Annotated in this window: 2 protein-coding genes; both read left to right on the forward strand. The window is 43.3% G+C overall.

Features of this window, described 5'->3' with window-relative positions; genetic code table 11:
• Positions 1–273 precede the first annotated feature (273 nt).
• Positions 274–2,673 carry a CehA/McbA family metallohydrolase domain-containing protein gene (locus G4P69_RS34190; RefSeq protein ID WP_208354361.1) on the forward strand — a complete coding sequence of 800 codons (2,400 nt, stop codon included), beginning with the start codon at positions 274–276 and terminating at the stop codon, positions 2,671–2,673.
• Positions 2,674–3,005: 332 nt separating this feature from the next.
• On the forward strand, positions 3,006–6,285 hold a 3,280-nt coding region (gene bchH, locus G4P69_RS34195; protein WP_208354367.1), incomplete at its 3' end, for a magnesium chelatase subunit H.

Consider the following 6,285-nt stretch of genomic DNA (forward strand, 5'->3'; position numbering starts at 1 on the left):
ATGTGGCTTCGGCATTACAGCTAAAGTGTAAAACAAAAAAAGTGAGTTGGAGGGTGTGAAGTTTATAGATAGGTATGGAAAAACTCGGTGTACGGGCGAAATTCAAGTAGATTTTCAACGTGTGATTGCTGAAGATAGTTTAATTACTAACCCGCCGCAAAATACTGCCAGTATTGAAGACACAATTAGTAGTATAGACAGAAATTTTAATATTCTAAGTGATATCCTAAGAAGGAATTATTAAAGGGTACTGGGGATTGGGGATTGGGTACTGTGACTAAAGAAGACGACAACTCAAACGAAAATTTAGATACATTGCTAGGAGAATACACTCATCCTCAAGGATATTTGGAATATATCAGTACTTTACCGTTTCTTGGTCGTCTGAAGTGTTCCACTCCACAAATTGAGGCTGGAAGTTGGCAGTCGATTTTACTTGATTACGAAGTTGGAGCTTCTGGTCTTGCAGATAGTGCCTGGATTAAGGTAACATTTAAATTCTATTCCGACTGGGCGCTGTTTCAGACAGAAGATCCATTAGGGGCTAATTATGTTTCAGCAGAATATCAGGCTCGCCCAACGCTTCCAGGTGAAAGTCACGCAACAGTACCCTCACTTAAAGTTCGGTTTGACCAGAAAGGGCATGAGCGCCCTTATCAAAAGGCAATTATTGTAGATATTATAGATGGCTATCTCAAACCAGGCGACCATATTTTTATTCGATTGGGCGATCGCCGCGCTGGCGGAATAGGAACAAGGGTGCAGACGTTTGTTGAAGAGGGATTTCGTTTTCGTGCCTATATTGATCCGGTGGGGACGTCTCGGTTTGCGGCAATTCCCGGTGATGTTGTGATTGATATTGTCCCAGGTTCACCTGCTTTCGTGACAATTGTCACTCCACGACTAGTCAAAACAGGTGTTTCTTTCCCTGTGAGAATACGGGTTGAAGATATTTGGGGTAATACTTGTTGGAATTTGGGAGGACAACTGCAATTAATCAGCCGCTCTAGCACTACGGAGGAGCAAACTCTTAATTTACCAACCCAAGGTTGGGCAGTTGCAAAAACTAACTTAACTCTGAATACACAGGAAGAAACAGTACTTCAAGCTACCCTAATAGGCACAGAGTTACAAAGCAATCTCACGCCTGTCATTGCTGATAGCAATCTAGCTTATCCTCGCGCCTTTTTTGCAGATCTTCATGTTCATTCCAATAATACCGTAGGAACGAATAGTACTGAATATAACTTTACCTATGGTCGCGATGTGGCAGGCTTAGATGTTTTAGGGTATACAGCAAATGATTTTAATATTACTGAGAAACAGTGGCAGGAAGATGTCAAACTCTGCCGAGATGTGACCACCGAAGGCGAGTTTCTCTGCTACCCTGGAACAGAATGGTGTGGAAATTCAGCTGCAGGAGGCGATCGCAACGTTGTTTTTTTAGGTGAAGAAGTTTTATTTCCCTATGATCGCCAAGGAAAACAGATTCGCTCCTTTGAGTGGAACGAACACATGAAAGGTAACGAGCTTCAGCCCGGAGCTTGGCCAGTTGACCACCTTTATAAGGCTTATATTCACGCCCCAGAGCAGCACTTGCTCATTCCTCATGTTGGAGGACGGCGTGCCATTTTCGATTGGCATCATCCTAAACTAGAGCGCCTAATTGAAATTGGTTCAGCTTGGGGACATTTTCCCTGGTTCTACCAAGATGCTATTAGCCGTGGATACAAGGTTGGTGTATCGGCTAACGGAGACGAACATCGTGGGCGTTGTGGAGGTGGAGTTCCTGGTACCGCAGTCTTTGGGGTTAACGGTGGTGTGACTGGAATTCTTGCCCCATCTTTAACAAAGGCAGCAATTAATCAGGCTTTACGTTCTCGTCACACATGGGCAACTACAGGAGAACGTATTGTAGCTTTGCTCTGGTGTAATGAATACATTCAAGGAGATGAATTGGTAGCAAATGGTTCGGTTACTATCCACTATCGATTTTTAGGCACAAGTGGTTGGGATGAGATCCGGGCTTATACTGATCAGGGTTTGTTGTGGCATCGTAATTTACAAGCTGAAGCAGGTTACGCACCCAATCGAATTCGTTTACGTTGGGGTGGCGCTCGAATTAAAGATCGTTATCGCTCTTCTAAGTGGCGGGGAGTACTTGAATACTCTAACACTCTTGTTGAGAGCTACCGAGCTTATGGGCTAGAGCATCCAGAAGAGTATGTTAGACAAGATGGATCGCTGAAGCTAGAGTTTTGTTCCGATACCTACGGGGATTCTGATACCTTGGAGTTGGAGCTTTCCGATCTGTCGCAAGCACGCTTTCGTCTTCGTGTCGAAATCGACAGCTACAGTAAAGTTAGCAGTCCTTTACAAAGAAGCCCCTACATTCACTGTCCTGAATTCTTCTGGGAATTTAAAGGGCTCGATCTGTTAGAACAAGGATGTTTACGTCAGGAATTAGGCGGAGCAGAAATGTTCGTTACAGCAGAGCGCCTGAGCGCTAAGCCACTAGCTCACGATCTGGGCGGTAGTTTTACGCTACAGCCAATGTCCACATCCTACGGGTTTGTTCCAATTTATTTATTTGGTCGTCAGGTAGACGATTCCAAAGCTTGGACTAGTCCCCTCTTTATCACTTTTACTGATACCAATTCAAAAAATGATTGATACAAATGTAGGTTGGGTTGAGGGACGAAACCCAACATTTTTAGGATTTTGTTGGGTTTCACTTCGTACCCCTACGGGGAAGCAAGCTACAACCCAACCTACGACTACCACTAACCTTATCACTTTTGCTGATCAGTGAGCTAGTCATTCTGGCTCCTGAATGCCACATTTCTACGGAGGGAGACCCTCACTTCGACAAGCTCAGTGCAAAGCCTGCAGAACTGGCTCCTCCTGTCTCCTGACTCCTGAATTCTTTATTATTAACTTTTGTTAGCACTTAGCTTAACAGAATGTTTACAATGAAGAAAGTGTACCTTGTGAGCTTTTAAGGCATGAAACGCATTGTCCTGGTCGCAGGATTTGAATCCTTCAACGCTGACTTGTACCGCAAAGCAGCAGATCTAGCTAACTTTCGTGTTAGAGAGTTAGACATTAGGGTATTTAGCGATCGCGACATCACCACAAAGCGCACTGAGGTAGAAGCAGCACTTGAAAAGGCTGATGTGTTTTTTGGGAGTTTGCTGTTTGACTATGACCAGGTTTTGTGGTTGCGCGATCGCGTCTCGCGCATTCCGATCCGCCTAGTCTTCGAGTCAGCATTAGAATTGATGAGTTTGAACAAACTCGGTAGTTTTGCCATTGGTGACAAACCCAAAGGAATGCCCAAACCAGTTAAATTTATCTTAGATAAATTTAGCAACGGCAAAGAAGAAGACCGACTAGCTGGTTATATTAGCTTTTTAAAGATTGGCCCAAAGCTTTTAAAATATGTCCCAGTGCAAAAAGTGCAAGACTTACGCAACTGGTTAATTATATACGGTTATTGGAACGCGGGGGGATCAGAAAACGTTGCAGCTTTATTCTGGACACTAGCAGAAAAATACCTAGGTTTAAAGGTAGGCGAAATTCCCCCACCAGTAGAAACTCCAAACATGGGGTTATTACATCCCGACTATCCAGGTTATTTTGAATCCCCCCGAAAGTACTTGGAGTGGTATCAAGCTAAAAGACAAACAGGACAAGATTTTGTTGTAGGAATTCTTCTTTATCGTAAGCATGTTGTTACTAAGCAGCCATACATCCCGCAACTGATTAGATATTTTGAACAAGCTGGTTTAATTCCCTTACCTATTTTCATTAACGGTGTTGAGGGACACGTCGCGGTACGGGATTGGATGACAACCGACTATGAAACCCAGCAAAGACAGCTTGGTAATGTACAAACACCGTCCCTTTCTCAAGAAGCAGCAAAGGTTGATGCTATTATCTCAACAATCGGTTTTCCTTTAGTAGGTGGTCCTGCTGGCTCAATGGAAGCAGGGCGTCAAGTAGATGTAGCAAAAAACATCCTTAGTGCTAAGAACTTACCATATATTGTCGCTGCACCACTACTTATTCAAGATATTTACTCTTGGACACGCCAAGGAATCGGCGGATTGCAAAGTGTTGTTTTATACGCATTGCCTGAATTAGATGGCGCGATCGATACTGTTGCCCTCGGTGGTTTGGTCGGAGAAAATATTTATCTAGTTCCTGAAAGGGTACAGAGATTAATTGGTAGGGTTAAAAGCTGGATTTCGCTGAGGCATAAACCTATCTCAGAAAGGAAAATCGCAATTATTCTCTACGGCTTCCCCCCTGGTTATGGTGCTGTTGGAACAGCAGCATTATTAAATGTACCAAAAAGCCTGGTTAAATTGCTCCAAGCACTGAAAGATCAAGGTTACATTGTTGGAGATATACCTGAAAACGGAGAACAGTTAATTCGTGCTGTCAAAGAAGCCGACGAATTGACAGTAAAACAGGGAGATCTCTCAATTGATTCCGCATCAATGAACACCGTAAATGTTCCTACCTTAGAGAAATGGCTGGGATATCTTCGCACATCTCGCATTGAGAAACAATGGAAATCACTTACCGGTACCGGGATCAAAACCTATGGTGAAGAGTTTTCTATTGGTGGTGTTGAGCTAGGAAATATTTGGATAGGTGTACAACCTCCTTTGGGGATACAGGGTGATCCCATGCGCTTGATGTTTGAACGCGATTTAACCCCCCATCCTCAATATGCTGCTTTCTACAAATGGTTACAAAATGAGTTTCAAGCTGATGCTGTCGTTCATTTTGGGATGCACGGTACTGTAGAATGGTTACCTGGATCGCCTTTGGGAAATACGGGTTATTCTTGGTCTGATATTTTGTTGGGAGATTTGCCCAATCTATATATATACGCAGCGAATAATCCTTCAGAATCAATTTTGGCAAAGCGGCGCGGTTATGGTGTGTTAATTTCTCACAATGTACCACCTTATGGTCGTGCGGGGTTGTATAAGGAATTAATAAACCTGCGGGATTTAATTTCAGAGTATCGAGAAGACCCAGAAAAGAATTACGCTCTTAAAGAAGCAATTTGCAAGAAGATTGTGGACACCGGTTTAGATGCAGATTGTCCCTTTGAAGATGCACAAAAGTTGGGGATTGCTTTTAGTCCTGAGAATGTGCGCATGTTTAGCGCTCATGCTTTTAATGATTATCTCGTAAAGTTATACGAGTATTTGCAAGTTTTGGAAAGTCGGCTTTTTTCTTCTGGGTTGCATACCTTGGGTGAAGCTCCTAACGACGAAGAAATGGCGTCTTATTTGGAAGCGTTAGAAACAGACAACACCCCTCTCCCAAACTTGGGAGAGGGGACAGGGGTGAGGGTAGAAAATGATATAACAAAAGTCCGTCAGTTATTGGAACAAACAACTGATGAGTTAACTAATTTGTTGCGGGGGTTGAATGGGGAGTACATTCCCCCTGCTCCTGGGGGTGATTTGTTGCGCGATGGTGCTGGTGTTCTACCTACTGGTAGAAATATTCATGCGCTAGATCCTTATAGAATGCCTTCTAGCGCTGCTTATGTAAGAGGAAGAGAAATAGCGCAAAAAATTATTGCTCAGCATTTACAGGAGCATGGGAAGTATCCAGAAACTGTAGCGGTGATGTTATGGGGTTTGGATGCGATTAAAACTAAGGGTGAGTCTCTGGGGATTCTTTTAGAATTGGTTGGTGCTGAACCGTTGAAAGAAGGTACAGGACGAATAGTTCGTTATGAGTTAAAGCCTTTGGCTGAGGTGGGACATCCCCGGATTGATGTTTTGGCGAATTTGTCGGGAATTTTCCGAGATAGTTTTGTCAATATTATTGAATTACTGGATGATTTATTTCAACGCGCGGCTGATGCTGATGAATCCCCTGAAGAGAATTTTATTAGAAAACATGCTTTGTCGTTGAAGGAGCAAGGTGTTGAGAATGCATCTGCAAGGTTGTTTTCTAACCCAGCAGGTGACTTTGGTTCTTTGGTGAATGATCGTGTGGTTGATAGTAATTGGGAATCTGGCGAGGAGTTGGGTAAGACTTGGGAAGGTCGCAACGTGTTTAGTTATGGTAGACAAGATAAAGGTCAAGCTAGACCAGAAGTGCTGAGCCAGCTTTTGCAGACGAGCGATCGCATTGTTCAAGAAATCGATTCAGTTGAATATGGCTTAACCGATATTCAAGAATACTACGCGAATACAGGCGGTTTGAAAAAAGCCGCAGAAAAACAGAGTGGTAAAAAAGTAACCACCA

The sequence above is a fragment of the Aetokthonos hydrillicola CCALA 1050 genome, from assembly GCF_017591665.1.
GTDB classification, from domain to species: Bacteria; Cyanobacteriota; Cyanobacteriia; order Cyanobacteriales; family Nostocaceae; genus Aetokthonos; species Aetokthonos hydrillicola.